Annotated in this window: 24 protein-coding genes; 13 read left to right on the forward strand and 11 right to left on the reverse strand. The window is 36.4% G+C overall.

Annotated elements, in window-relative coordinates:
* Positions 1–125: 125 nt before the first annotated feature.
* From RU96_RS04380 to RU96_RS04390, 3 genes are all read left to right on the forward strand, one after another.
* A complete protein-coding gene (locus tag RU96_RS04380; RefSeq protein ID WP_071864319.1) occupies positions 126–764 on the forward strand; it encodes a GntR family transcriptional regulator in 639 nt (212 codons plus the stop codon).
* Between the two features lie 253 nt (positions 765–1,017).
* Positions 1,018–2,220: a quaternary amine ABC transporter ATP-binding protein gene (locus tag RU96_RS04385; RefSeq protein WP_071864320.1), complete on the forward strand. Its 1,203-nt coding sequence runs from the start codon at positions 1,018–1,020 to the stop codon at positions 2,218–2,220.
* Complete coding sequence (locus RU96_RS04390) at positions 2,213–3,943, forward strand: ABC transporter permease/substrate binding protein (RefSeq protein WP_071864344.1); 1,731 nt, start codon at positions 2,213–2,215, stop codon at positions 3,941–3,943. Before RU96_RS04385 ends, RU96_RS04390 begins: the two co-directional genes overlap by 8 nt.
* Before the next feature lie 96 nt (positions 3,944–4,039).
* Here RU96_RS04390 and RU96_RS04395 read toward each other — a convergent pair whose 3' ends face one another.
* Positions 4,040–4,891: a MurR/RpiR family transcriptional regulator gene (locus RU96_RS04395; protein WP_071864321.1), complete on the reverse strand. Its 852-nt coding sequence runs from the start codon at positions 4,889–4,891 to the stop codon at positions 4,040–4,042.
* Between the two features lie 124 nt (positions 4,892–5,015).
* Positions 5,016–5,636: an FMN-dependent NADH-azoreductase gene (locus RU96_RS04400; protein WP_071864322.1), complete on the reverse strand. Its 621-nt coding sequence runs from the start codon at positions 5,634–5,636 to the stop codon at positions 5,016–5,018.
* Positions 5,637–5,927: 291 nt separating this feature from the next.
* Here RU96_RS04400 and rpsO point away from each other — a divergent pair, with 291 nt between their 5' ends.
* Positions 5,928–6,197 carry a 30S ribosomal protein S15 gene (rpsO, locus tag RU96_RS04405; RefSeq protein WP_016173693.1) on the forward strand — a complete coding sequence of 90 codons (270 nt, stop codon included), beginning with the start codon at positions 5,928–5,930 and terminating at the stop codon, positions 6,195–6,197.
* Between the two features lie 176 nt (positions 6,198–6,373).
* Positions 6,374–8,497, forward strand: a complete 2,124-nt coding sequence (gene pnp / locus RU96_RS04410; RefSeq protein ID WP_071864323.1) for a polyribonucleotide nucleotidyltransferase — start codon at positions 6,374–6,376, stop codon at positions 8,495–8,497.
* A gap of 307 nt (positions 8,498–8,804) precedes the next feature.
* Here the strand turns inward: pnp and RU96_RS04415 are convergent, their stop codons facing one another.
* Together RU96_RS04415 and RU96_RS04420 are read right to left on the reverse strand one after the other, a co-directional pair.
* The gene (locus RU96_RS04415; RefSeq protein ID WP_428839355.1) at positions 8,805–9,545 is read right to left on the reverse strand and encodes a class I SAM-dependent methyltransferase; all 741 of its coding nucleotides are present in this window, start codon (positions 9,543–9,545) and stop codon (positions 8,805–8,807) included.
* 205 nt (positions 9,546–9,750) lie between these two features.
* Positions 9,751–11,037, reverse strand: coding sequence for an MATE family efflux transporter (locus tag RU96_RS04420; RefSeq protein ID WP_071864324.1), 1,287 nt, complete (start codon positions 11,035–11,037; stop codon positions 9,751–9,753).
* A gap of 256 nt (positions 11,038–11,293) precedes the next feature.
* Between RU96_RS04420 and RU96_RS04425 the strand changes: the two genes are divergently transcribed.
* From RU96_RS04425 to RU96_RS04445, 5 genes are all read left to right on the forward strand, one after another.
* A complete protein-coding gene (locus tag RU96_RS04425; protein ID WP_071864325.1) occupies positions 11,294–12,259 on the forward strand; it encodes a helix-turn-helix domain-containing protein in 966 nt (321 codons plus the stop codon).
* A 110-nt stretch (positions 12,260–12,369) separates the two neighbouring features.
* Positions 12,370–12,633, forward strand: a complete 264-nt coding sequence (locus tag RU96_RS04430; protein ID WP_071864326.1) for a GlsB/YeaQ/YmgE family stress response membrane protein — start codon at positions 12,370–12,372, stop codon at positions 12,631–12,633.
* 156 nt (positions 12,634–12,789) lie between these two features.
* A complete protein-coding gene (locus RU96_RS04435) occupies positions 12,790–13,128 on the forward strand; it encodes a hypothetical protein (RefSeq protein ID WP_071864327.1) in 339 nt (112 codons plus the stop codon).
* 12 nt (positions 13,129–13,140) lie between these two features.
* A complete protein-coding gene (locus RU96_RS04440) occupies positions 13,141–13,548 on the forward strand; it encodes an acetyl-CoA carboxylase biotin carboxyl carrier protein subunit (RefSeq protein WP_071864328.1) in 408 nt (135 codons plus the stop codon).
* A 23-nt stretch (positions 13,549–13,571) separates the two neighbouring features.
* A complete protein-coding gene (locus tag RU96_RS04445) occupies positions 13,572–14,960 on the forward strand; it encodes an oxaloacetate decarboxylase subunit alpha (RefSeq protein WP_071864329.1) in 1,389 nt (462 codons plus the stop codon).
* 220 nt (positions 14,961–15,180) lie between these two features.
* Here RU96_RS04445 and udk read toward each other — a convergent pair whose 3' ends face one another.
* Genes udk through RU96_RS04460 form a run of 3 tightly spaced genes read right to left on the reverse strand, consistent with a single transcriptional unit; the run spans position 15,181 to position 17,304 of the window.
* Positions 15,181–15,804: a uridine kinase gene (udk, locus tag RU96_RS04450; RefSeq protein ID WP_071864330.1), complete on the reverse strand. Its 624-nt coding sequence runs from the start codon at positions 15,802–15,804 to the stop codon at positions 15,181–15,183.
* Positions 15,805–15,862: 58 nt separating this feature from the next.
* Complete coding sequence (locus RU96_RS04455; protein ID WP_071864331.1) at positions 15,863–16,567, reverse strand: YjjG family noncanonical pyrimidine nucleotidase; 705 nt, start codon at positions 16,565–16,567, stop codon at positions 15,863–15,865.
* Between the two features lie 14 nt (positions 16,568–16,581).
* Complete coding sequence (locus tag RU96_RS04460; protein WP_071864332.1) at positions 16,582–17,304, reverse strand: 16S rRNA pseudouridine(516) synthase; 723 nt, start codon at positions 17,302–17,304, stop codon at positions 16,582–16,584.
* A 308-nt stretch (positions 17,305–17,612) separates the two neighbouring features.
* Between RU96_RS04460 and RU96_RS04465 the strand changes: the two genes are divergently transcribed.
* Together RU96_RS04465 and RU96_RS04470 are read left to right on the forward strand one after the other, a co-directional pair.
* Complete coding sequence (locus tag RU96_RS04465; RefSeq protein WP_071864333.1) at positions 17,613–18,218, forward strand: 50S ribosomal protein L25/general stress protein Ctc; 606 nt, start codon at positions 17,613–17,615, stop codon at positions 18,216–18,218.
* A gap of 279 nt (positions 18,219–18,497) precedes the next feature.
* Complete coding sequence (locus RU96_RS04470; protein WP_071864334.1) at positions 18,498–18,824, forward strand: DUF960 domain-containing protein; 327 nt, start codon at positions 18,498–18,500, stop codon at positions 18,822–18,824.
* A gap of 525 nt (positions 18,825–19,349) precedes the next feature.
* Here RU96_RS04470 and RU96_RS04475 read toward each other — a convergent pair.
* The 4 genes from RU96_RS04475 to RU96_RS04490 all read right to left on the reverse strand — a co-directional run bounded on the left by RU96_RS04475 (position 19,350) and on the right by RU96_RS04490 (position 21,960).
* Positions 19,350–20,756, reverse strand: coding sequence for a PTS galactitol transporter subunit IIC (locus RU96_RS04475; protein ID WP_071864335.1), 1,407 nt, complete (start codon positions 20,754–20,756; stop codon positions 19,350–19,352).
* Between the two features lie 69 nt (positions 20,757–20,825).
* Complete coding sequence (locus RU96_RS04480) at positions 20,826–21,128, reverse strand: PTS sugar transporter subunit IIB (protein WP_071864336.1); 303 nt, start codon at positions 21,126–21,128, stop codon at positions 20,826–20,828.
* 32 nt (positions 21,129–21,160) lie between these two features.
* Positions 21,161–21,463, reverse strand: a complete 303-nt coding sequence (locus tag RU96_RS04485; protein ID WP_071864337.1) for a PTS sugar transporter subunit IIB — start codon at positions 21,461–21,463, stop codon at positions 21,161–21,163.
* A gap of 5 nt (positions 21,464–21,468) precedes the next feature.
* Positions 21,469–21,960 (reverse strand): PTS sugar transporter subunit IIA, encoded by a 492-nt coding sequence (locus tag RU96_RS04490; protein ID WP_071864338.1) that lies wholly within the window; start codon positions 21,958–21,960, stop codon positions 21,469–21,471.
* Positions 21,961–22,138: 178 nt separating this feature from the next.
* On the opposite strand from RU96_RS04490, the gene RU96_RS04495 reads away from it, so the two are divergent.
* Complete coding sequence (locus RU96_RS04495) at positions 22,139–22,933, forward strand: DeoR/GlpR family DNA-binding transcription regulator (protein WP_071864339.1); 795 nt, start codon at positions 22,139–22,141, stop codon at positions 22,931–22,933.
* Positions 22,934–22,973: the final 40 nt, after the last annotated feature.

Genomic DNA, 22,973 nt, shown 5'->3' on the forward strand with positions numbered 1-22,973 from the left:
GATTTTTGCTAAAATGCTTGTAGAATTTGAAAAAAAATGGGAAAGTGAGAGTAAGAAAAAGCTAAGAAGTTATGTTTAAATGGCAAAACCTAATCAGATGGTTGAAATGAAAAGGAGGTCAGAAAATGACCGGCAAAAAATTAACGATTCCGCGCTATCAACAAATTGCAGTCGAAATAGCAGAGCGAATTGTAGAAAATCGCTATAAAGAAGGAGAAAAGATTCATGCGCGTTCTACTTTGGCGAGTAATTTTAATGTTTCGCCAGAAACAGCTAGAAAAGCTATCAATGTTTTAGTTGATTTGGGCATCATGGATGTTCGCCATGGAAGTGGCGCTTATGTCGCATCTCGTGAAAAGGCACAAAGTTACTTAGCCCAATATAAAGATGTTCATTCTATTCAAGAGCTGAAAAGTGAAATTTTAAGTAGTGTAGAGCGCCAGCAACAAGAATTGGAAAATTTTTCTGGTCTACTGGATACTTTAGTCAATCAAACTAAACGGATTCAACAGACTGCCCCTTTCTTACCTTATGAAATACAATTAGATCACACCGCCAATCATCTAGATAAATCCATTAAAGATTTAAATATTTGGCAAGAAACAGGCGCGACAGTTGTAGCGCTCCAACATGAAGATCGTTTATTGTTATCTCCTGGGCCGTATGTGAAATTTGAAGCCGGGGAAACAGTTTTTTTTGTGGGAGATGAGTTGGTTTTTCAGCGCATGATGAACTTTTTTTATCCCGAAAAAGATAAATATTAAGAAAACCTTAAGAGAAAAATAGCACGTGTTATAACCAGGAAAACGAATTCACGTTTCTTCCTGGTTTTTCTTTTTTGACTAAGTGACCACATGGTGTTAACCTAGTGTGGTCAGTTTTTTGAGAGGAAAATTTTCATGATCGTTTTCATACGATACATTTTCCATCCTAATAAAGAAACAAAAGAGCTGTTTCTTTTAAAGGAAAGCTGTTTTTAAGTTTTTAAAACAGCAAAATTAAATAGGGGGTAACAAAATGGCTAAAGTGAAAGTAGAGCACTTAACAAAAATATTTGGTAAAAAGCAACAACAAGCACTAGCTATGATGAATGAGCATAAAAGTAAAACCGAAATTTTAGAAAAAACCGGTGCGACAGTTGGTGTTTATGATGCAAACTTTGAAGTGAATGAAGGCGAGATATTCGTTATTATGGGACTTTCTGGTTCAGGGAAGTCAACATTAATTCGTCTATTGAATCGCCTGATTGATCCAACCAGTGGTGAAATATACATTGATGGTCAAGATATTGCCAAGATGGATAAAGAAGCATTGCAAGAAGTGCGTCGCAATAAGATTAATATGGTCTTTCAAAGTTTTGCGCTCTTTCCACACCGCACAATTTTAGAAAATACAGAGTTAGGTTTAGAAATACGGGGCGTCTCAAAAGAAGAACGGAAAAAAAGAGCAGAACAAGCTTTGGAAAATTCCAGTTTATTAGCATTTAAAGATCAATATCCCGAACAACTTTCTGGTGGGATGCAACAACGGGTAGGTTTAGCTAGAGCCCTTGCAAATGATCCGGAAATTTTGTTAATGGATGAAGCTTTTTCAGCGCTAGATCCTCTTATTCGTCGCGAAATGCAAGATGAATTGTTGGATTTACAAGAAAATGTCAAAAAAACAATTATTTTCATTACTCATGATTTAAATGAAGCGTTGCGGATTGGCGATCGTATCGCTTTAATGAAAGACGGGCAAATTATGCAAATTGGTACCGGTGAAGAAATTTTAACCAATCCAGCCAATCAATATGTACGGGATTTCGTTGAAGATGTGGACCGTTCGAAAGTTCTAACTGCGCAAAATATTATGGAACCTGCCATTACCATGAATATTGAAGCTGACGGACCAAATGTGGCTTTAAATCGCATGCGTAAAGAAGGCGTTAGTATGTTATTAGCTGTTGATCGCAAGCGTCAATTAAAAGGTAGTTTGACGGCTCTAAAAGCGCTAGAAGCAAGAAGAGAACAATTACCATTAAAAGAGGTTATTGATAAAAACGTTAAGAAGATTCCCCAAGATATGTTAGTGACAGACATTTTTGACGTGATTAAAGACGCTGAAGCACCTTTAGCGGTAGTAGATGAAAATGACAAATTATTAGGAGTCGTTATTCGCGGAAGTGTGATTGAAGCATTAGCTGAAACAGGAGATGAGGAGGTGGAGTTTGTTGGATAATTTATTACAACAAGCAATTCCAGTTGCAAAATGGGTGGAAAACTTTACTGATTGGTTGACGAAAACTTTTGCAGGACTATTTAGTTTTGTTCAAACGATTGGTCAAGTGATTATGGACACGATTACCAATACATTACTATTTATTCCACCATTATTATTTATTGTCTTATTAGCTATCGCTGCTTTTTTCTTATCAAAGAAAAAGCCTGGCTTAACAATTTTGACTTTCTTTGGACTGTTATTCATCTATAATCAAGGCCTGTGGAATGATTTGATGAATACCGTTACGCTCGTTTTATTAGCTAGTTTAGTTTCGATTGTGATCGGGATTCCATTGGGGATTTTAATGGCTAAAAGTGAAAAAGCCAATACAATTGTGTCCCCTATTTTAGACTTTATGCAAACTATGCCGGCTTTTGTTTATTTGATTCCAGCCGTTGCTTTCTTTGGAATTGGTATGGTACCAGGGGTATTTGCATCAGTTATTTTTGCATTGCCACCTACAGTGCGTATGACTAATTTGGGCATTCGACAAATTCCAAGTGAATTAGTTGAGGCTTCTGATTCTTTTGGTGGTACTGGTAAACAAAAATTATTCAAACTAGAACTACCTTTAGCTAAGGGTACGATTATGGCTGGTGTTAACCAAACGATGATGTTAGCTTTATCAATGGTGGTCACAGCTTCTATGATCGGAGCTCCTGGTTTAGGTCGCGGCGTATTGTCAGCCTTGCAACAAGCGCAAGTTGGTAATGGTTTTGTAAATGGCTTAGCGTTAGTTATTTTAGCGATTATTATTGATCGCTTTACGCAAAAATTAAATGCACCTAAAAAAGATCGTAAAAGAAATCTTGATCCAGCTGCTAAGAAAAAACAAAAATGGATTACAGGGGGCGTTGTCGCTGTAATTGTGGCTTTAATTTTTGGTTCTACTTTTGCGGGGAGTCATGCGACTAATAAGGGCACTATTCATTTATCTTATGTCGAATGGGATACAGAAGTTGCTTCAACCAATGTGATTGCTGAAGTCTTAAAAGAAGAAGGTTATAATGTAAAATTAACACCTTTGGATATGACAGTAATGTGGCAATCTGTTGCTAATGGTGAAACAGATGGAATGGTAGCTGCTTGGCTACCACATACACATCAAGCACAATATGCGAAATATAAAAATCAATTAGAAAACTTAGGTGAAAATCTAAGTGGTGCAAAACTGGGAATTGTCGTACCAAGTTATATGGATGTGAACTCAATAGAAGATTTAAGTGATCAAGCCAATAAACAAATTATTGGGATTGAACCTGGTGCAGGTGTTATGAAAGCTGCGGATAAAACCCAAGCTGCTTATCCTAATTTGAAAGACTGGACGGTGGAATCTTCATCTTCTGGTGCGATGACAGTGGCATTAGGAAAAGCTATTAAAAATAAAGAACCAATCGTCATCACTGGTTGGTCACCTCACTGGATGTTTGCAAAGTATGACTTGAAGTATTTGGCCGATCCAAAAGGGACAATGGGTGGTGCTGAAACAATTAATACGATGGTTCGTAAAGGCTTAAAAGAAGATCAGCCTGAAGCATATAAAATTTTAGATAAATTCCATTGGGAACAAAAAGATATGGAAGAAGTCATGTTAGCAGTACATGATGGGAAAGATCCTGCCCAAGCTGCCAAAGAATGGGTCAAAAATAATCCAGATAAAGTAAATGAATGGGTTAAATAAAAATAAAAATCGGCAGTACGCAAGCTTGCGTGCTGCCGATTTTTAATGTTCTCAATAATTTATTGTTCGTATTTAAAGTGCAAAATTCAAATTATTTTAAAAGTGCTTTGCCCGAAAGTCCCTAATAATCTGACGCGATTGATAAATCTTTTCAGCGTTTTCTTGGTTACGACTAATATAGGAATAAAATAGGATATCCACAGCTAAAAATTGCGCGATTAAAGAATTAGTAGCTGCACTCCGTTGATCAGCTTCTTGTGGTCTGGAAACTTGGAGTGAAACATCTGCTAATTTTGAAAGTCTGTTGTTTCCAAAACGAGTTAAAGTAATAATTGGAATTTTTAATTCCTTTGCAACATCAGCAAAGTAAGTGATTTCTGGCGTTTCCCCAGAATTTGAAATCAGCCACAATACGGCGTCTTTTTTGGTATTAATTAGTTGGGGTAATAGACTATTGTAGTTTGTTTCAAGCGAAACACTTTTACCAATGCGGTCCCACTTTTGTTTAATATCTTCAGCTACTAAATGAGAAGCTCCCACACCGGCTACAAAGATCCGTTCTTTTGTTTCCAATAATTTTAAGGCGGCTAATAATTTTTCGTCACTTAAAATTTGCGTCGTTTCTTGTAATGTTAACTGGGCATTTTGAGATAATTTTTCTTTTAACGATGCAATTGGTTCGTTTTTTTTCACATCGGAATATTCTTGGTTGGCGCTATTGGGCTGATTTTCGGCTGAAATTTGGATTTTGAAATCAGTTAGACTTGAAGCACCGACTTTTTTTGCAAAACGGACGACAGTCGGCGCGCTGGTTTTAGAACCTTTGGCAATTTGCTCGGCGGTCATGGTTGGAATTTTGTCGATATTTCTTTTTATATAACGAAAAATTCGTAATTCCGCTTTGGATAGTTCATTTTCCATTCCTTGAATTCGATTGATTAATGCCATTGCAATCACCTCCAGCTTATTATAACAGAAATCATATTTTCTTAGGGAAGAAATATCGGTTTATAAATAAGCGGATTTGACGACAAAAAACGACAGCACAAAGCTGTCGTTTTACTGCATAAGCTTAAAAACTTTTAGCGGCAGCGACGATTTCTGAAGTAGCTTTAGTCATAATTTCATCTACTTTAGTTGGGTCAAAGTCCAAACCTTCTGCTAATATTTCATTAAAGTCTGTGATACCAATAAAGTTTAACATCTGACGTGTATATTGCGCGGCGAAATCTTGTCCGTTATAAAAACCACCACTAGCTTGAATATGGAGCGCTTTTTTACCAGTAACTAAGCCAACAGGGCCTTCTGCTGTGTATTTAAAAGTTTTACCAGCGACACAAATTGTATCAAACCAAGCTTTCAAACGACTAGGAATACTTAAATTCCAGAGTGGATTGGCGATGACGATTTTATCTGCTTTTTCAAATTGTTCGGTTAAACCGTTAAAGGCAGCCAATTTACTTTGTTGGCTTTCAGATAAGTCGCCAAATTCTGCGCCTTTTATTAAAGCATGCCAGCCAGAAGTGATATCTGCATCAATTTCAGGGAAGTCTGAAGCATAAGGGTTAACCACGATAATTTCATCAGTGGGATTTGTTTCTTTGTAGGTATCTAAGAAAGCTTCCAATAATTGAACTGCATGAGAATCTTTAGCTTCTAGTGGGTGCCCTTTAACAGCGAGTAACGTAGACATAGTTGATTTCCTCCAATTTTAATCGTTTTTATCTTTTTGCCTTTTTTTCACAAAGGCGGTTATTATGTACGCAAAAAACATACGTTATAATTATAACGGTTACATCCACAATTTTCCAATTTTTTTGTTTTTAAGTAATTATACTTAAATTTAAAACGGTTGAACTTGCAATTTCACTTCAAATCAAGTAAAGTAAACCTGTGTGCATTGCACACCACCTGTCACTTGGTTTGGCGAGTCACCAACGCTTTACTCAGTCGCAGGGAGAATAAAAATGTGAGGTGAAAAAACATGGCAATTTCAAAAGAACGTAAAAACGAAATCATGACAAAATTTGCACGCCACGAAGGCGATACTGGTTCTCCAGAAGTGCAAATCGCTGTGTTGACTGAAGAGATCAACCACTTGAATGAACACGCACGCGTCCACAAAAAAGACCACCATTCTTACCGTGGTTTGATGAAAAAAGTTGGTCATCGTCGTAACTTGTTAGCTTACTTACGTAAAACTGACGTACAACGTTACCGCGAATTGATCCAAGCTTTAGGATTGCGTCGTTAGTCGTTATCGTCTTAAAAGTGAGGTTCAGCTTGAATCTCACTTTTTTGCTATGAAAAATTAAACAAATGCTGGGATAGTGGTAAGGCTAACTACTAACCAAATGAAAGTTTTGAACCCATTTCAAATTTTTCATTTGTTTAGTAGCGGCCCACTATCTACAGGAGATAGGAGAATTTATGACAAAACAAGTATTTAAAACAACTTGGGGCGGTCGTTCCTTACAAGTTGAAGTCGGTCAATTAGCTAAACAAGCCAACGGTGCCGTTTTAGTCCGTTATGGCGACACAGCTGTCTTAAGTGCAGCAGTAGCTTCAAAAGAAGCCAAGGATACAGATTTTTTCCCATTAACAATTAACTACGAAGAAAAAATGTATGCAGTTGGTAAAATTCCAGGTGGTTTTATTAAGCGTGAGGGACGTCCTTCTACTGATGCTACTTTAACAGCGCGTTTAATCGACCGTCCAATCCGTCCGATGTTTGCTGAAGGCTTCCGTAATGAAGTGCAAGTAACCAATATCGTGATGAGTGTGGAACAAGACTGTTCACCAGCGATGGCAGCAATGTTAGGTTCATCTTTAGCATTATCTATTTCAGATATTCCTTTTGACGGTCCAATTGCAGGCGTTGAAGTTGGTCGGGTAGATGGTGAATATGTTTTAAATCCAACGGTTGAACAAGCGGAAAAAACGGATATTGAATTAAGCGTAGCAGGTACTAAACATGCGATTAACATGGTTGAATCTGGGGCAAAAGAAGTTTCAGAAGACGATATGTTAGGCGCTTTACTATTTGGTTTTGAAGCCATTAAAGAATTAGTTGCTTTCCAAGAAGAAATTGTTGCTGCTGTCGGCAAAGAAAAAATGGAAGTCAAACTTTTACAAGTGGATCCAGAGTTAAAACAAGATATTTACGATAGCTATTACAGTGTAATGAAGACAGCTGTAATGACAGAAGAAAAGCTAGCCCGTGAAGATGAAATTGAAAAAGTTAAAGAAACAGTCAAAGAAGTTTACGCAGAAAAATTTGCTAATGTAGAAACAGAAGATTTGGTACAAATTACCAAAGAAATTAAACAAGTAGCTGAAGACTTAGAAAAAGATGTCGTCAGAGAATTAATCACGATTGATAAAATTCGTCCGGATGGTCGTAAATTAGACGAAATCAGACAATTATCATCAGAAGTTGGTTTATTACCACGCGTTCATGGTTCAGGTCTATTTACTCGCGGCCAAACACAAGCGTTATCTGCTTGTACTTTAGCACCTTTAGGGGAACATCAAATTATTGATGGCTTAGGCGTAGAAGAATCAAAACGTTTTATCCATCATTACAATTTCCCACAATTTTCTGTTGGCTCGACTGGTCGTGCTGGTTCACCAGGCCGTCGTGAAATCGGTCACGGCGCTTTAGGTGAGCGTGCCTTAGCTCAAGTAATTCCAAGTGAAACAGACTTCCCTTATACAATTCGTTTAGTAGCAGAAGTTTTAGAATCAAATGGTTCTTCTTCTCAAGCAAGTATTTGTGCAGGTACTTTGGCATTAATGGATGCCGGTGTACCAATTAAAGCGCCAGTAGCTGGGATTGCAATGGGACTTGTTTCTGATGGTGAAAACTACACGATTTTAACAGATATCCAAGGTTTAGAAGACCACTTAGGCGATATGGACTTTAAAGTTGCCGGTACAAAAGATGGTATTACAGCGCTACAAATGGATATTAAAATTCAAGGGATTACAGAACAAATTTTACGCGAAGCATTAGCCCAAGCGAAAAAAGCACGTTTTGAAATCTTAGCAGAATTAACTTCAACTTTAGCTGAACCACGTAAAGAATTAAGTCAATATGCACCGAAAATTGAAATGATTCAAATTGACCCTGAAAAAATCAAAGTGGTTATTGGTAAAGGTGGCGACACCATTAACGGTATTATTGAAGAAACAGGCGTTAAAATTGATATCGATCAAGAAGGCAAGGTTTCGATTGCTTCTGCCGATGCTGAAATGATCCAAAAAGCGATTAAGATTATTGAAGAATTAACCAAAGAAGTAAAAGTTGGCGAAGTTTACTTAGGTAAAGTAGTCCGCATCGAAAAATTTGGTGCATTCGTTAACTTAATCAAAGGTAAAGATGGCTTAGTTCACATTTCACAACTTGCAAACGAACGCGTGAACAACGTGGAAGATGTGGTGAAATTAGGGGATGAAGTTTTAGTTAAAGTAACTGAAATCGATCGCCAAGGCCGGATTAACTTGTCACGTAAAGCCTTATTAAAAGACGATAAAAAAGAAGAAACAAAATAAGCAATTTTCCTCGTATCAAAAATGATACGAGGTTTTTTATACATAAAATAGGGATTTGATTTTGACAAAAGAAGGTTATCAGTTTGCTTTGCTTTTTTACAAAAAGGACTGCTGACAAAAAGGGTTAGATTCAAACAATAAGAGGGAAATTTAAGAAAGTAATACTTAAATTTTTCCAAAATTTCGGCTTATTTAAACAAATGTTGCTTTTATAGCACCGTTTATTCAAAAAGAGGATATGACAGAAGCTGCTTATGTCATATCGTTTAAAAAAGGTATGACAAGCTTTTTGTCATACCTTTAGTAGTTATTGTAAATTGTTTTTCGCTTTAATAATTAACATCATCGGGCGACGAAGTTCTTCTTTCATTTCCGGTAGCGCCAGTAGTTCTTTTGCAGGCGTTGGCTCCACTACGTTTAAAAGAGTAAAATCATTCTCTAACAATGTATTGAGATAAGTCGTTAGCGTGCGGTGATACTTGGTGACTTTTTCGCCTAAGAAATTAGCTTCTCTTAATCCTTCGTTAAAGTAGTTATCAAGAGGATAATGTAAAATATTTCCCTTCTCATCATAGTACCAATCTTGACTTCCTTCAGCAGTAAAAGCGGGGTGCTCCACTGAAAAAACAAGAATTCCATCAGGTTTTAAATACTGTTTAATATTTAAAATTAAACGTTTAAAATCAGCTACGTAATGAATTGCTAGTGAGCTGAGAACAACATCAAATGTAGCGACTGGAAAAGTAATCGTGGCAATATCAGCTTGTAAATAATTTACCGGATAGCCTGCTGTTTTTTCTTTGGCTACAGCCAACATTTTTTCAGATAAATCGACACCGGTTACAGCTTTTGCCCCATGTTCAGCGGCGTAAAGACAATGCCAACCATACCCACAGCCGAGGTCTAAAACAGTTTTATCCGTAAAATCAGGTAACAATTTTTGCAATGTATGCCATTCACCTGCACCAGCGAGTCCTTTTTGACTACGTGTCATTTGACTATATTTGTTAAAAAAATTTTCATTATCATAAATAGTATTCATTTTTATTTCCTCCATGTCATTTTTTTTATGAAATGCCATGGAGATTTTCTCTTTTGTGGGCAATCATCATCACCACTCCCATCTTTTATCATTATTCTAGCACAGAAAAAACTTTCTTAAACAAGTAAAGATTGAAGCAAAATCGTTTAAAGATTGCGATTAAAAGAAGCATCCGTTTATTTTATTTTCTAATTGAAGAGAGAAAAAGATGTTAATTTCCATTGAGTTGATATGCTTTTTTGAGCTGAATAAATAAAAAAATAGCAATCACTAACGTTAATCCTTCACTTAAAGGTAGACTTAGCCAAACGCCCGTTAAGCCAAACGTTTTCCCTAGCAAAATAACAAAAGGTAAAATCAATAGGTATCCCCGTAACAAAGCAATGATAAAGGATTGTTTTGCTTTACCCACTGCAGCAAAAAAGATACTCAAAATAATATTAAAACAAGCACCAAATAGGGCTAAAAAATAAAGTGGCAAGCCGTTTAAGGCAAGTTTTGCCAAAGCGTTATTGTTTTCACTATTAAAGATTGCGACAATCGGGATTTTAAAAATTAGCACAATCAGATAGAGCAGGAGAGCTAGTGTGAAACTCACTTTAAAGCCATAATGCAAATAATAAAAAACTTTTTGCATCTCTTTATTGGCGGTAGCTTGGGAAATTAGCGGTTGCACACCTTGGGCGACACCAGTAAATAAGGCCAAAGCTACTAGTAAGATATTGGCTAAAATACCGTAAGCTGCAACGGCTATATCCCCACTTAAAGAAAGTAAAACTTGATTGAAAACTAAGATGCTAATGCCGGTACTCATTTCGGTTAAAAAAGATGAAAGACCCAATTGTGCGCTACGCGTAATCGTTTTAATCCTCAATTTTGTAAATTTGAAAACCAAACGACGATTGGCTTTTTTACGATGACTACTTAGAATAAGCAAACTTAAAACAGGTGATAATACAGTAGCTAAGGCGGCTCCTGCCATACCCATTTTTAGCGGGAAAACAAAAATGTAATCAAAAATAATATTAAAGAGACTTGAAAAAAGCATCGCCTTCATCGCTAGTTGAGGATTATTGTCATTGCGAATAAAGGCTAAGACTAGATTGTTACAGATAAAAAAGGGCGCCATCACTAAGATAAAACGTAAATAAGTACTTGTTAAATGTAGTGTAGCCGTACTTGCGCCTAATAAAGTTGCTAAAGGTCTTACAGCAGTTAAGCCTAAAAAAGTAAAGACTACTCCTAGTAAAATTCCTGTCAGCAATAATTCAGAAAAATAAGTTTTTCCTTTTTTTAAAACAAATAAGGTCGCACCCCCCATACCTAAAAGTAAACCCAGACCATTTAAAAGATTAAAAAGAGGCAGTGCAATATTTAACGCAGTAAGGCCTAAGGTGCCCACACCATTGGCAATAAAAAATGTATCGGCCAAAATATATAAAGAGAGACCAAAAGTACTTAAAACACTGCGGGTAACATAGCCTTTAATTTCTTTCATTAAAACTCCTCCAAAAAAAGAGCAGCACTTTATCCTCCAAAGGCCTATGGGATAAAGTGTTACTCTCAACATTTTTTTGTTGGCAAAACCCGGCGATTTTGCAAATATAAGATTAGTTTCATTTTAGCAATTTGTTCATTTTAGCGCAATCAGAATTAGCAATGATTCATTTTTTCAAATTACGCAAACAAACAAGAAAATTATGGAAAAATCGCTCCTTTGATTTTTGTAACTTAGAAATCAGGAGAGTGAGAAAATGGTTTATCAGTGTCTGTTAGAAAAAGATGAAAGAACGCTTTGGCGAATTTATTTATTAGGGCGAAAAAATACGTTTATTTCATACGAAGAGTTGCAAAATGAATGCCAATTTACCGCTAAAAAGATTCAGCGTTTATGTGAATGGTGGTCAGAAATTGAAAATGAGAAAAAAAGCGGGATTGATTTTGTTCCAAATGAAACAGGCGTACAAGTACAATTAACCGAACATTTTTGTGAAAGAATACTTTGGCACCAGCTTTTAACGCAAAGTTTGACGTTTCAATTATTATGGCAAAAGTTAATGGATCCACTAGTGACCATTACCCAGCTATCCCAACAACATTATGTCGCTCGAAAAACAATTTGGCGTCGTTTAGAAGGGTTAAAACCACTGTGGCAAAATTTTAATTTGCGTCTAGATGATAATTTTCAAAATTGTATCATGGGGCTTGAAAGTCAAAAACGATATTTGATTTTACAATTAAAAAAGATGCAGTTACCAGATCAAAAAGAAGATGTTTTATTACCGTTTATGAAAGAAATCAGCACTACTAGAGCCAACCTTGGTTTTACTATCAGTCAAATGGAATCGAAAATTTTACATAGTCGTGCCCCGCAACTTGCTTATCACTTAGATGAACGCGGGTTTCAATTTTTGCTTCAGCAATTACTCGGTCAAGAAATTTGGCTACCAAAATGCTATGAAACATTCAGGGTAACATTTACAGATGAACCAAAATTAAGGAGCTACTCTGAAGCGACAATCCAAGATATCTATCGCTATCATTTGTGTTTACAACTTTTTTGCGGCGATAGTATAGAAGAGTTTTTCAGCCCGCCTAAACAGTTAAGCGAGGCTATTTTATTAGAAACAATCAGCCAAAAATGTGTGGATAAGTATACAAGATTTACCCGTAAGCACAAACATGTTGTGAATGGCTATGATTATGTATTAAAAAAGTAAACTGAATCATTTTATTTTGTTTAAACCGCCTTATTTTGTTGCATAAAATTATAATTATTTGAGTAGGAATGATAAAATATAAGCGATGAATGACGAAAGTAGGTGGCGAAATGCTGGAATTATTTTGGTCTTTAATTGTCGGTAGCCTCTTAGGTTTACTTGCCGGAATGATTTATGGCAAAGATGTGCGCAGCGGTTTTTTAGGCTATATGATGATTGGTTTTTTAGGCAGCTGGGTAGGCAGAATTTTTTTAGGTCCCACGGGTCCAAAAATTGGAGGCTTTTATATTATTCCAGCTTTGGTAGGTTCGGTTATTTGTCTGGGGATTTGTTCGTACCTTTTACAAAAAATTCGGCAGTTTGATTTTTATTAATATTTTGTATTAGTCACGTCTGGCACGTGGCTTTTTTTTATGAGTAAATTGACCAAATGTAAACGTTTTATAAACTGGTGTGTTAAAATTAAAAAGAGCAATTATTCTAAACTTTAAGTTTTTTTATCTTTTTTATTTTGGTAAAGGAGGGGTTAGATGGGTTTTTGGAATCGTTTCTTTTTAAAAGACAAAAATAAAACAAAGTCGTATCAAGAGAAAGATTCAAAAAAAGCAGTACCCAAAACGGCTGAAGCACAAAAAGAGCAATGGGAAGAAATTCCTTTTTATCTGCCGACTGATGAAAATAAGGAACTTGTCAGTGTTGTTGCGGCTAGTATTGCAGCAAATGATCAGCCTGAAAGTTCTTTTGTTGTGAAGAAAATTAGTAAAAAAAATCAAGAGGCAGAGTTAGTGGCGGTGATTGCAACAAGTATTGCCGCAGGGATGAAGCCAGAATCGCAGTTTGTGGTAAAAAAAATATATCAAAGAAAATAGTGGAGGGGTACTATGTTACGGAAGTTTAAAATTTCAATTGATGGTAAAGAATATTTAGTCGAAATGGAGGAAATTGGCGGAGAGCAAAGACCAGTAGCGCCAGTAGCACCTGTAAGTGAACCTGTGCAATCTGATGTGGTTAAAAAAGCGCCGGTTTCTGAAAATACAGCGCCAGCACCAGTAAATCAGCCAATCGCAACAGCAAATAGTGAAACACTCACTGCGCCAATGCCTGGAACTATTTTAAAACTATTAGTCAACCCAGGAGATGCGGTGACAGCAAATCAACCAGTAATGATTTTAGAAGCGATGAAGATGGAAAATGAAATTGTAGCGCCAAAAGATGGTACTGTCGCTGAAATTTTTGTGCAAGTTGGGGCAATTGTAAATGCTAGTGATCCCCTTATTGCTTTTAATTAGCCAATTAGTCAGGAGGATATTTGATGCCAAAGATCAAATTTATGGAAACGGTGTTGCGAGATGGACAGCAAAGTTTAATCGCTACGCGCATGCCGACTAGTGATATGGTACCAATCTTAAAAACGATGGATGAGGCGGGTTATTACGCTTTAGAAATGTGGGGTGGGGCGACTTTTGATGCCTGTTTGCGCTTTTTAAATGAAGATCCTTGGGAAAGATTACGCACTATTCGTAAAGAAATTAAAAATACCAACTTACAAATGTTATTGCGGGGGCAAAATTTACTAGGCTATAAAAACTATGCAGATGATGTTGTCGCAGAATTTGTCAAAAAATCTGTCGAAAACGGAATTGATATTGTCCGCATTTTTGATGCCTTAAACGATACTCGTAATTTAAAAACCTCAATAGAAGCTTGTAAAAAAGCGGGTGGACACTGTCAAACAGCCATTTCATATACGACGAGTGATTTTCATACGGTAGATTATTTTGTTAATTTAGCCAAAGAAATGGCCAATCTTGGAGCGGACTCCATTTGTATTAAAGATATGGCGGGGGTGCTTGTGCCACAAACTGGCTTTGAGTTGGTGAGTCGGATTAAAGATGTCATTGATTTACCTGTGGATGTTCACGTTCACGCTACAAGTGGAATCGCAGAAATGACTTACTTAAAAGTTGCTGAGGCTGGTGCAGATATTATTGATACGGCGATTTCTTCTTTTGCAGGTGGCACTAGTCAACCCGCGACAGAATCAGTTGCAATCGCACTATCAGGTCTAGGTTATGAAACGGGATTAGATCAATTAAAATTAGAAAAGATTGCAGATCACTTTAATCCGGTACGCGACCGTTTTAGAAATGAGGGCAAATTAAATCCTAAAGTAAAAGACGTCGAGCCAAAAACGTTGCTGTATAAAGTACCAGGCGGAATGTTATCCAATCTTTTAAGCCAATTAAGTGAACAAGGGCTAGCCGATAAATACGATGACGTTTTAGCCGAAGTGCCAAAAGTGCGTGCTGATTTAGGTTATCCACCATTAGTTACACCGCTATCGCAAATGGTAGGAACACAAGCGCTAATGAATGTAATCAGTGGCCAACGGTATAAACTTGTCCCGACTGAGATTAAAGACTATGTGAAAGGCTTATACGGTAAACCACCCGTTGCCATTGATGAAGAGATTAAGCAAAAAATTATTGGGACAGAAAAAGTAATTACTATCCGGCCGGCTGATCTTTTAGCGCCACAACTACCCGGCTTTGAAGCAGAAATTAAAGCATATGCGCATTCGATGGAAGATGTATTGAGTTATGCTGTTTTTCCGCAACAAGCTAAAGACTTTTTAGGAAGACGAGAAGATCCATTTTACGATGTTCCCCTTCAAAAAGTTTCTGTTCAGTTGGAAATATAATACTAAAATAAAGTGTAGTTAGACAGTCTGAAAGCGGGCTGTCTATTTTTTGAAGAAAAATAGCCCAATAGAAAATAAAAGTGTAAACAGACTGATTTTTAGTTATAGGAAGAATTTTTTATAATAAAGCCAAATTCCAATTGATAAGCATCTTTTTAGTGCAATGTAACAAAAAAAGATGTCTAAAAAGACATCTAAATAATCAGCTAATAATTAATTTTTAAGACAAATAACTTGCTACTTTTGTTGTAATCAGATCGACAGCAACGTGATTTTCGCCACCTTCTGGCACAATAATATCTGCATAGCGTTTGGTAGGTTCAATAAATTGATGATACATTGGTTTAACGACAGATAGGTATTGTTCAATGACTGAATCGAGTGTACGGCCACGTTCTTCCATATCTCGTTTAATGCGGCGGATAATTCGGATATCATCATCGGTATCGACATAAATTTTGATGTCCATTAAATCGCGCAGGCGTTCATCTTCTAAAATTAAAATTCCTTCTAAGATGATAACTTCTTTTGGCTCTTGGACAATTGTAGCTTTGCTCCGCGTATGAGCGACGTAATCATAAACGGGTTTTTCAATTGCTTCATAGCACATTAATTTTTTAATATGTTCAATTAAAAGATCCGTATCAAAAGCAAAAGGATGATCGTAATTGGTATTTAAACGTTCATCAAAGCTTAAATTGCTTTGATCTTTGTAATAAGAATCTTGTTCTAGCATCATAATCGAATGATCGGGAAAGTTATTGAAGATTGCCCGACTAACACTCGTTTTACCACTACCAGAGCCACCAGTCACACCAATAATGATGGGCTTGTTCTTTGTCATGAGAAAACCTCTTTCGTTTTTTATACTAGGTCTATTATATAGATTTTTTCAGAAAATGCTATGCTTTTTCGTTAAATGTAGTCCCTAAAATCGGATAGAGTTGTTCTAAAACTTTTACTTCATAAGTAGGTTTAACATCTGGTAGCAATTGTTTGGCCTCAGGATTCAGCCAGACACTGTCTAAGCCTGCGTTATTTGCCCCTTTAATATCAGAAGTTAACGAATCGCCAATGACTAAAGCTTTTTTGGCGACAAAATGGGGGATGCGGTTTGTAACATAGTCAAAATATTCTGGCATAGGTTTTTGATAACCGGTATCTTCTGAAACGAAAATATCTTTAAAATAATCAAGTAACTGCGCCTCTTTAAGCCGTTTGTATTGCGTTTGTGAAACACCATTGGTCACGACATACAAATCAGCTTTAGCCGCTAAATCGGCAATAATTGCGCGACTATTACCTAATAATTGATGTCCTTGGGTGAGATACTCGCGATACTTCTGGTCAAGTTGTGGGCCATTAACTGTTTTACCTAAAGCAGCAAATAACTTTTCAAAGCGACCATTTGTCACTTCTTGGCGCGTTAATTTGCCTTGTTCATAATCACGCCACAATTGATGGTTCATCGTTAGGTAGTATTCTTTTATTTCCGGTGTTAGTGGCACGTTTAAGTAGTGGAAAAGTTTTCTTAGTGCTTGATCTTCTGAGGCTTTAAAATCCAGTAACGTATCGTCTAAATCAAATAATAATGTAGAATAATTCATTTTTTAACTTCTTTCTATCGAAAATATGGTTTTAATAATGTAAGTTGCTTCTTGGTTAGAGGGTGATAATCACCAGGTTGCGAATTTTCAGCTAAAGAAAGTGGCCCCATAGCAACTCTTCTTAAAGTGATAACTTTTTTTCCACAAGCCAAAAACATTTTTTTAACTTGATGAAACTTACCTTCTTGAATTGCTAGGCGGACAAAGCTATGACCTTTTTCTTTATTTGTAGCTAAAATTTCTAAATGGGCACCTTGGCAGCGAGTGCCATCTAAAAAGACAATTCCGGCTTGAAATGCAGCGATATCTTTAGCGGTGACAATGTCATTAATCCACGCTTCATATACTTTTGTTACTTTTTTTTCTGGATGTAGCAAGTCGTAACCGAGTTGTCCGTTGTTTGTTAAAAGTAATAATCCAGAAGTATCACGATCCAATCGCCCGACGGCATATAAATCAATACGCTGATCTTTTAAAGTTAAACAATCAAAAACTGTCTGATGTTTCTGATCGCTATTGGCCGTTACTACACCTGCTGGTTTATCTAGTAAATAATAAACCTCATTAGTGAAAAGTTCTTTTCCGGCCACTATAATTTTATGAATCCGACTATCAACGTTTTTGTTTTGTTGTGTTTCTTCGCGCCCATCGACTGTGACTTGTCCGCTTAAAAAAAGGCGCTTCATTTCTTTGCGACTTGTATGCAAATTATCTTCAATTAATTTATCTAAACGCATATTTACTCCTTTATTCAGTAGCAAAGTCTCATCTATTATAGCGGAAAATAGATAATTTCACAGCAAAACAGCACTTTCCTTGACTTAAATTTAAATAAGGCCTAAGGTTAAATAGTAAAGTAAATAAAGTTTCTCATACACACAGCGTTACGACCTGGTGGAGAAAGTTTTAACCGACTTTGACAGGACAGTTGTGCATACGACTGTCCTTTTGCGTATTTTTATACGCACCACACTGATGTGCTGAGTAACAAATTTGCTTTTAAAGATTACCGCATATGCGGCCAAAATTTAGGAGGAATTTAGTTATGGCAGTAAAATTGAATGTAGAAAAAAGAGCAATCCGTCCCCGTTCCCTACGCAACAAATTGCGTCACGAAGGAAAAGTACCGGCAATTGTCAATGGTTATCAAATTGAAAGTACACCTGTTGCAGTTGATGCGGCGGCTCTTGAAAAAATTTATCGTGAACACGGCGCGAATGCTGTTATCGTTTTAAGTATTGACGGCAAAAACGTGAACACACTTGTCCGCGGCACACAATCAGATACTTTTACTAAAAAATTAACTCACGTTGAATTCTTGTCAGTAAATATGACAGAAGAAACTGAAGTGGAAGCTGAAGTTTTACTTGTCGGCGAAGCTGCAGGTGTCAAAGCTGGCGGTGTGTTGACACAAACACTATACAACGTGCTTGTTTCTGCAACTCCAGATAAATTACCAGAACGAATTGAAGTAGATGTTACAGGTCTTGAAATCGGGGATGCTTTAACTGTTGCTGATTTACCAAAAGAAGCAGACTTTACAATCGTTACAGACCCTGAAGAACAAATTGTAGCTGTTAGTGAAGCACAAGCAGAAGAAGAACCAGAAGAAGAAACGGAAGCACCAGCTGAACCAGCTGACGCTGAATAATTTTTATTACGTAAAGTAAGTAAAGCGCCGCTGATTGCGGTGCTTTTTTTATAGCCATAAGAAAAATAGGGGATTTTCGTCTATCAAGAAAAATCTTTAGGGAATTTAAAAAAAGCTTTGACAAATTCTTTTTATAAGTGCAATTTTTTTGCATTCTTACTTATTTAAAGTATGATAGATATAGAATCATTACTGATGTTTTCCCTACGCGTGAAGATGGCAAAAGCTATTTAAAAAAAGATACTAACGTAGTGAACACAGCCTTAGGAGGTTTTGAATTTGTTTGAAGTATTTGATAAAAAACGCAGTCGCTTTGCTTCTGTTGGCGTTGTTTCCAGTATGCCTGGAGAATTAATTGACAGCATTTGGTTCATTATCGACCTTGATTTAAAAGGGGTAGTACCTTTGAATAATTTAATCGCTTTTGAATTGCTTAACCACGATGGTAAAGTGACCATGCATTTTTCTCAAGAAAACAGTGAAGTTGAAATGGATATTGATTTACCATTTTTATTTTCTTATGAATTGCCGCAAGAAGTTTATGCTTATGATGACGGCAAACAACAAACGATTTTGTTACCAAGTGAAACAAAATACCAAAAGTAAATATCTATCATAAACTCTCGCCTGATCAGGTGAGAGTTTCTTTTATCGGATAAGAATGTTGATTAAGTGAGTATTTACTGAAATTAACTGTGTTCATAATCGTTTGAAAAAAGAAAAGATTGACAAGGGAACGTTTTAAAGGTAGAGTAGTGGACATGCGATGAGTCGATAAGACCAACTCGTTTGGTCGAATCAAACAGCGACACCAGAAGGAAACTTCACTGCCGGATTTGCAGGGTGTTGGAAGCAAAGTAGTGGACGACGGAGCTTCTGCCAATTTTGGTACTGGTTAAAAACAGTTCTAAGGTTCTTCCTTAGAACTGTTTTTATTTTAGTGAATTTTACGCGAAAGCGACAATTTAATTTAAGCTAAGTGATTCTGACATTTCATTTATTTGAAAGTAGAGAGGTTGTGACAGAAGCTACTTCTAGCACAACGTTTATAAAAAAAGAGGCTGGATGACAAAAACTCGTCATACAGCCTCTTTTTATTTATGATACCAGTAGTAAATAATTATGTTTGAATTATTGTGCTTTTTCAGCCGCATACGCAGCGTTACGTTTTTTCATTTCACGTGCATACCAGACAAAGATTAATAGGTAAGCGACTAAAGCTAAAGCTGCATATAAGACAAAAGTAATTTCGCCTTGAGAAGCGTTACCGACTAGATAAGCTAAGAATTTTTCAACAGGACCTTCCATTGTTGTGTGTGAGATTAAAGCATCTGCACTTAATCCTTTAGGGAAAGCGCCGACTTTTTTAGCTGTTTCGGTAATAAATGGCGCCATTAAGGTACCGGACCATAAGAAGACAGGTAATTCGATTGCACCGATAACGATCATTCGAATTAGTTTACCACGAGTTACAACTAATAATGCTGGGGTAACACCCATTGCGATAATACCGCCTAATGGTAGTAATTTGTTGCCAGGTAAAATCATAGCTTCTAATAACATAATTGGGGCTAAAACGTTAGCTGCAGCCCAAATTTCAGCGCGACCAGCGATAAATGGCCAGTCTAAGCCAATGTTTAAAGTACGACCTTTTAATTTGTTGCTGGCAAAATCAGTAATACCTTGTGAAAGTGGTTCAACCGCAGCAATAAACCAAGCGCCAATCATTGAGAATAACTCCAAACAGGTTGCAGCTGTGAAAGCTAGTGCAAAAATTTGAGTTGGTGTTTGACCAGCTAACATCCCAACGAAAATCCCTAAGTAAATCCCAATGGCAAATTTAGACCCCCAAAAACCGATTTTGCTGTTTAATTTAGCTGCGTCAAAATCGTATTTATCTAACCATGGGAATAATTTGTCAAAAATTTTATCAAAAACCATAATGATTGGATTCATCATATAATTCATATGTGTCGTGGTCATAGGGTTTGTATCGGGTGCATTTAATAAGTCGTTAAATGTTGGTTTCATCAAATCAGAGTTGATAATTTTTAATACGCCGATGAAGATAACCAATGCTGTTGCGATAAATAAGTTGGCACCACAAAAGATTGCAAATAAACCGACGATTGATAAGTGCCAAATATCAAAAATATCCACGTCCAATGTGTTGGTGCGATTTAAAACTAACATTACGATGTTTACAATCACCATAATTAATAAGAAATAAAGTGTATAAGGTGATCCCCAAGTAATAGTAGCAAGAGGAGCCCAACCAACGTCTGTAATGTTTAATGAAAGACCAGTTCGTTCAACAAAAGATTGCATGGCATCAGCAAATGATGTCGATAAAATATTAATAATGGCTCCGATACCAGTTAATGCAATCCCCAGTTTTAAACCGCCTTCTAGCGCTTTGGTGAATTTTACTTTGAATAGTAGTGCAATTAGCGTCAAAACAATTGTCATTAAAGGGGCAGCTCCCAAGTTAATTAAAGGCTGGAAGACTGTATTGGCTAAATCAATAATTGTACTCATCTTTTCTTCTCCTCTGTCTTTGTGTAAACGGAGCAGCGGCTAAGTCAGTGTGCTCCGTTTCACAAAAAATTATTTTTGCACTTGTTTAATAGCGGCTTCCATTTGAGCATAAACAGGCTCAGCCATAGCTGGAATGCGGTAAAGAATTGCACCAGCATCAACGACAGGAATATTAACCGGGAAACCTAAATCAGTGTTGGCAATTTGTGCGAAGATATCATAGTGAGACAACATTTCTTCATTAATGTCTTTAATCATAACTGCATCACAACTTACTTGATAACCGCGTTTTTTCAATTCGCTTTCTAAAGCGCTTTTAATTTGGTGGCTGGAATTAACCCCTGCGCCACATGCTGCTAAAATTTTGACCATCTTTTTTTCTTCCTTTCTTAATTAAAGTAAGCTTATTTTTGGACTTGTTTAATAGCTGTTTCCATTTGAGCATAAACAGGTTCGGCCATGGCTGGAATGCGGTAAAGAATTGCACCAGCGTCAACGACAGGAATATTAACCGGGAAACCTAAATCAGTGTTGGCAATTTGGGCGAAAATGTCATAGTGAGATAACATTTCTTCATTAATGTCTTTAATCATAACTGCATCACAACTTACTTGATAACCACGTTTTTTCAATTCGCTTTCTAAAGCGCTTTTAATTTGGTGGCTGGAATTAACCCCTGCGCCACATGCTGCTAAAATTTTGACCATTCTAATTACTCTCCTTTAAAATTTTCTACTAAAAATTGATAAATTTGATTTGGATCTTCATAAGTGAAGAATTCCAGCATTTGTTTACGATCTGTTGCATTAATAAAATCCATAATATCGGCTAATAATCCCGCTTGTGCTTCGCCATCTTCGTTTAAAATCATAAATAAAAATGAAACCGATAGTTCCTCATCAGGACTAATCATATTATGAAACTTAATTTTATGGTTTAGTTTAACTGGAACGATTCGAGTTGTTTTGACGAATTCGCTTTCAGTATGGGGGATAGCAATATTCGGTAATGTTGCATCAACTGGGGTCATATCTAATCCAGTTGGATAGTTTAATTCACGTTCAATTAAATTCACGATAAAATCAGCTGTTACTAAATCTTTTTTTAATAGGTCTTGATAAACTTCATTAAAAACTTCTTCTTGGTTTGTTTTATCAGAAATATAAACAGTGTCTGGTGCGAAGATTTCTTTTTTGTTCCCCACTATAACTCCTCCTGTTCGCTTTTGTTTAATAGTGTGTTTAAATCTTGCTTACACTCATATTATAATCGCTTTCAAACGCTTGTCAACTAAATTTCGAAATAAAATAAACATAAAATCGTTGTTTGTTGTTGAAAAATGTTTTGTTCTGTTTTAATATGAGGATGAAAGGAGGATGCATATGCTTAAAAGTGAACGACAACGTTCCATATTAGAGCTTTGTGAACAACATGGTGTGATTACTGTTCAATTTGTTCGAAAAAATTTGCATGTCTCTGATATGACGATTCGCCGTGATTTAGAAGAATTGGCGCAGCAAGATAAAATTATCCGTGTTCACGGTGGCGCGCAGAGTAAATCTTTTGCGGCAGGAGCAAGTACTGCCAGTGAAATGAAGACTGCAGCTTTAGATGATTTGGAACTTTCACATCTGGAAAAAAAACGCATTAGTATAGAAGAAAAAGATTACATTGCAAAACAAGCGGTGCAATTTATTGAATCAGGAGATACGATTTTTTTAGGTTCAGGGACGACGATTGAATTGATGACAAAATATTTAATCAATCGCGATCTGCGTGTTGTGACCAATAGTTTGCCGGTTTTTAATTTACTACAAGAAAATGAACAATTAGATTTGTATCTAGTTGGAGGTTCTTACCGTAAGAAGACAGGCGCTTTTGTGGGTTCAATTGCCAACGAGACCATACAAAAATTGAGTATTGAGAAAGCTTTTGTGGGCGTGAACGGACTAATGGCAGAATATGTATCAACTTTCAATATTGAAGAAGGTAAGTTTCAACAATTAGTTTTGAATCAGGCCAAAAAACGTTACTTAGTGGCTGATGCACATAAATTTAATCGAAGTGATTTTTATAACTTTTTCAATTTACGAGATATAGATGCCTTATTTACGGATAAAAGTATTGAAGAAGCTGTCAAAAATAAATACCAACAATATACGACTATCTATAGTTAGCCAATTAGATAGTAAAAAGGAGGAAATATGATGCGTGTTG

Source organism: Enterococcus canintestini (assembly GCF_001885735.1).
In the GTDB taxonomy this organism is placed as follows: domain Bacteria; phylum Bacillota; class Bacilli; order Lactobacillales; family Enterococcaceae; genus Enterococcus_C; species Enterococcus_C canintestini.

What these genes read in the sequence shown, in the direction of transcription:
- RU96_RS04380 (WP_071864319.1), top strand. Translation starts at nt 126, where the DNA reads ATGACCGGCAAAAAATTAACGATTCCGCGCTATCAACAAATTGCAGTC.
- RU96_RS04385 (WP_071864320.1), top strand. Translation starts at nt 1,018, where the DNA reads ATGGCTAAAGTGAAAGTAGAGCACTTAACAAAAATATTTGGTAAAAAG.
- RU96_RS04395 (WP_071864321.1), bottom strand. Translation starts at nt 4,891, where the DNA reads ATGGCATTAATCAATCGAATTCAAGGAATGGAAAATGAACTATCCAAA.
- RU96_RS04400 (WP_071864322.1), bottom strand. Translation starts at nt 5,636, where the DNA reads ATGTCTACGTTACTCGCTGTTAAAGGGCACCCACTAGAAGCTAAAGAT.
- rpsO (WP_016173693.1), top strand. Translation starts at nt 5,928, where the DNA reads ATGGCAATTTCAAAAGAACGTAAAAACGAAATCATGACAAAATTTGCA.
- pnp (WP_071864323.1), top strand. Translation starts at nt 6,374, where the DNA reads ATGACAAAACAAGTATTTAAAACAACTTGGGGCGGTCGTTCCTTACAA.
- RU96_RS04420 (WP_071864324.1), bottom strand. Translation starts at nt 11,037, where the DNA reads ATGAAAGAAATTAAAGGCTATGTTACCCGCAGTGTTTTAAGTACTTTT.
- RU96_RS04425 (WP_071864325.1), top strand. Translation starts at nt 11,294, where the DNA reads ATGGTTTATCAGTGTCTGTTAGAAAAAGATGAAAGAACGCTTTGGCGA.
- RU96_RS04430 (WP_071864326.1), top strand. Translation starts at nt 12,370, where the DNA reads ATGCTGGAATTATTTTGGTCTTTAATTGTCGGTAGCCTCTTAGGTTTA.
- RU96_RS04435 (WP_071864327.1), top strand. Translation starts at nt 12,790, where the DNA reads ATGGGTTTTTGGAATCGTTTCTTTTTAAAAGACAAAAATAAAACAAAG.
- RU96_RS04440 (WP_071864328.1), top strand. Translation starts at nt 13,141, where the DNA reads ATGTTACGGAAGTTTAAAATTTCAATTGATGGTAAAGAATATTTAGTC.
- RU96_RS04445 (WP_071864329.1), top strand. Translation starts at nt 13,572, where the DNA reads ATGCCAAAGATCAAATTTATGGAAACGGTGTTGCGAGATGGACAGCAA.
- udk (WP_071864330.1), bottom strand. Translation starts at nt 15,804, where the DNA reads ATGACAAAGAACAAGCCCATCATTATTGGTGTGACTGGTGGCTCTGGT.
- RU96_RS04455 (WP_071864331.1), bottom strand. Translation starts at nt 16,567, where the DNA reads ATGAATTATTCTACATTATTATTTGATTTAGACGATACGTTACTGGAT.
- RU96_RS04460 (WP_071864332.1), bottom strand. Translation starts at nt 17,304, where the DNA reads ATGCGTTTAGATAAATTAATTGAAGATAATTTGCATACAAGTCGCAAA.
- RU96_RS04465 (WP_071864333.1), top strand. Translation starts at nt 17,613, where the DNA reads ATGGCAGTAAAATTGAATGTAGAAAAAAGAGCAATCCGTCCCCGTTCC.
- RU96_RS04475 (WP_071864335.1), bottom strand. Translation starts at nt 20,756, where the DNA reads ATGAGTACAATTATTGATTTAGCCAATACAGTCTTCCAGCCTTTAATT.
- RU96_RS04480 (WP_071864336.1), bottom strand. Translation starts at nt 21,128, where the DNA reads ATGGTCAAAATTTTAGCAGCATGTGGCGCAGGGGTTAATTCCAGCCAC.
- RU96_RS04485 (WP_071864337.1), bottom strand. Translation starts at nt 21,463, where the DNA reads ATGGTCAAAATTTTAGCAGCATGTGGCGCAGGGGTTAATTCCAGCCAC.
- RU96_RS04495 (WP_071864339.1), top strand. Translation starts at nt 22,139, where the DNA reads ATGCTTAAAAGTGAACGACAACGTTCCATATTAGAGCTTTGTGAACAA.